2 protein-coding genes and 1 pseudogene are annotated in these 2,326 nt (G+C 61.7%); all 3 read right to left on the bottom strand.

Annotation, left to right across the window (positions count from 1 at the left end; all coding sequences use genetic code 11):
• Window positions 1-359: 359 nt before the first annotated feature.
• Window positions 360-1,160, bottom strand: a complete 801-nt coding sequence (locus AC1DW2_RS43650; RefSeq protein WP_477009194.1) for a class I SAM-dependent methyltransferase — start codon at window positions 1,158-1,160, stop codon at window positions 360-362.
• A 153-nt stretch (window positions 1,161-1,313) separates the two neighbouring features.
• Window positions 1,314-2,102, bottom strand: coding sequence for an ABC transporter ATP-binding protein (locus AC1DW2_RS43655; protein ID WP_477009195.1), 789 nt, complete (start codon window positions 2,100-2,102; stop codon window positions 1,314-1,316).
• A pseudogene (locus tag AC1DW2_RS43660) lies at window positions 2,096-2,326 on the bottom strand (ABC transporter permease); the annotation flags it as partial. The gene AC1DW2_RS43655 and the pseudogene AC1DW2_RS43660, both read right to left, overlap by 7 nt.

The raw sequence follows: 2,326 nt of genomic DNA on the forward strand, positions 1-2,326 counted from the left end.
GTCCCAACCTTCCAGAGTGGAAGGGTTCCGACACCCTTACCGACGATGAATGAACTCCAATCGACTTATGTCGACTGTTGTGTCACTCAACAAAGTGAGGAGCATCAAGAGCGTGCATGCTTCCCTTGGCATCTAGGCCAAAGAGAGCGCCCGACAGACGGGCAACGCTGGAAAACGCATAGACGCTCACTCACCTGACTTCAAGCAGAAAATGAAAAGTTTCCACTTCGCCAATCTTCTCGTGTCCGCGTAGCAGAGCAGCAAGCCTGCTCGTCCTGGTTAAGCCCAGACGTTCATCGACTTTCCACCCGGGCACTCAGATAGTCAGAACCTCGGAAGAGACCGCTCTGGCCGTCGAGTTAGGGAACGATGCCTCGGCACGCCCACGCGACGTTTGCAAAGGACCTCGGGCCATCGGGCCGGCCGGCCTCGTAGGCATCGCGCACGGCGGCGTCGGTGCGCGCTCGCTCCGCAGCGTCGAGCGCTGCCACATACTTGCCGAGCGGCCCTTCGCCAGCGGCAATCGGCGTCCAATAGTCGGCAAAGCTTTTGTAGTCCATGCGGATCATCAGCTCTACTTCCGCAATGCTCACGAGACCCTGTTCGGCAAAAGTCCGTCTCAGTTCGCCCGGCTGCATCATTGGTTGAAAGCAATAGCGACTGCGCAGCTGGCGCCCGCTTTCACCGAGTGCCGCCACCGTGTCGACCATCATGCGCATGCCGGGCATCCCGCCGAGATGATCCCACACCGCTGCCGCGACCACGCCGCCCGGCCGAACGACGCGGCGCATCTCGGCTACTGCCTTACCGGCTTCGGGAACGAAGTGGAGCACGAGAAGCGCCAAAGCGCGATCGAACGTGCCGCCCTCGAAGGGCAGTGCACAGGCATCAGCCTGCCGGACTTTTATTCGCGGGTTTGTGTTGCGCCGGATCACGTCCTCGACAAAGACTKGTGAATAGTCGATCGCGGTAATCTCGGCGAGGTCGGCGGCTCTGGCGAGCGTGAAGGTCAGGCTACCGGTGCCGCAGCCGATGTCGAGAATCCTTTCGCCGTCGGAAATCCCTGTGAAGTCGATGAATTTCCGCGCGAGTCTTCGGCTCCAGCGGCCCATGAGCTGCTCATAGCCCGCGGCGTTGTGGACGTTGAATTCTGAGGTCATCGAAGTCTCCGTGCGCTTCCCAGATTTTTAGATCTCCACGAGGTGGCTGCACAGCCGCTAACACAATCGCATTGCGATCGCGGCGAGAACGCCGTGCTGCTTGCTCTGTGGATGCRTATGAGAAGATCCGTCACGGCGAGCTCCTTTTGAGGGCTACCATGCCTCATCGAGGCCGAGTTGCCCAAACACCTCGCGACGAAGCTCAACGAAGTGCGGATCGCCCCGGTGGCGAGGGTAGGGCTGGCTGTTGACGACTTCAGCCTTGACCCGTGCAGGCCGGTCGCTCAGCACGATGACACGGCCAGCAAGCAAGAGCGCCTCCTCGACATCGTGCGTGACCATCAGCGCCGTGAAGCGCGAGCGCTGCCAAAGTGATACGAGTTCCGCCTGCATCGCGATGCGAGTCAGCGAGTCGAGCTGGCCCAAAGGTTCGTCGAGAATGAGCAGCTTTGGGTCGTTGACAAGCGCACGCGCCAGAGCCGCGCGTTGCGCCATGCCACCGGAAAGCTGGTGCGGGTAGGCATTGGCGAAGCCCGTGAGCCCCACCAGGCGCAAGGCGTCTTCGATACGCCCGCCATGCGTGCGTAGCAACCCGCGGGCTTCCAGACCGAGCGCAACGTTGCTCCGTACCGTCCGCCATGGATAGAGCGTTGGGTCTTGAAAAACGACGACGCGCGACGGATCGGGTGCTTCGATCTCTCTTTCCTCCGCTAGCAGGGAGCCGGCTGTTGGAGTGTCGAGCCCCGCGACCAGCCGCAGCAGGGTCGATTTTCCGCACCCACTCGGACCCAGGAGAGCGACAAATTCGCCGCGGCCGACCTGAAGGCTGATGCGGTCCAATACCGGCAGGGGCTGCCCTTCGAGATCGAAGCTGTGGCTCACTTCGCGGAGCGTTAGCGTCGATCCACGGACCGCGTGATCGCTTGCGATCGCCGCTACCATCGCACCAGGCCTTTCTGCCAGGATAGCAGGCGGTCCCGCAAGCGGAACAGCAGCGTGATCAGCCCTGAGCACAAGAACGCCATGAGCAGCAGCGCGGCGTACATATTGGCATAGGCCGCCCAACCTTGCGCCCATTGCAGGTACCAGCCGAGCCCCGCCTTCACGCCCAGCATCTCGGCTACGACAAGAACCGCAAACGAGTTGCCGAGACCCATGAACAGGCC

The sequence above is a fragment of the Bradyrhizobium sp. P3_C3 genome, assembly GCF_056402655.1.

Coding starts and splice junctions, on each gene's coding strand:
- AC1DW2_RS43655 (WP_477009195.1), bottom strand. CDS start 2,102: ATGGTAGCGGCGATCGCAAGCGATCACGCGGTCCGTGGATCGACGCTA.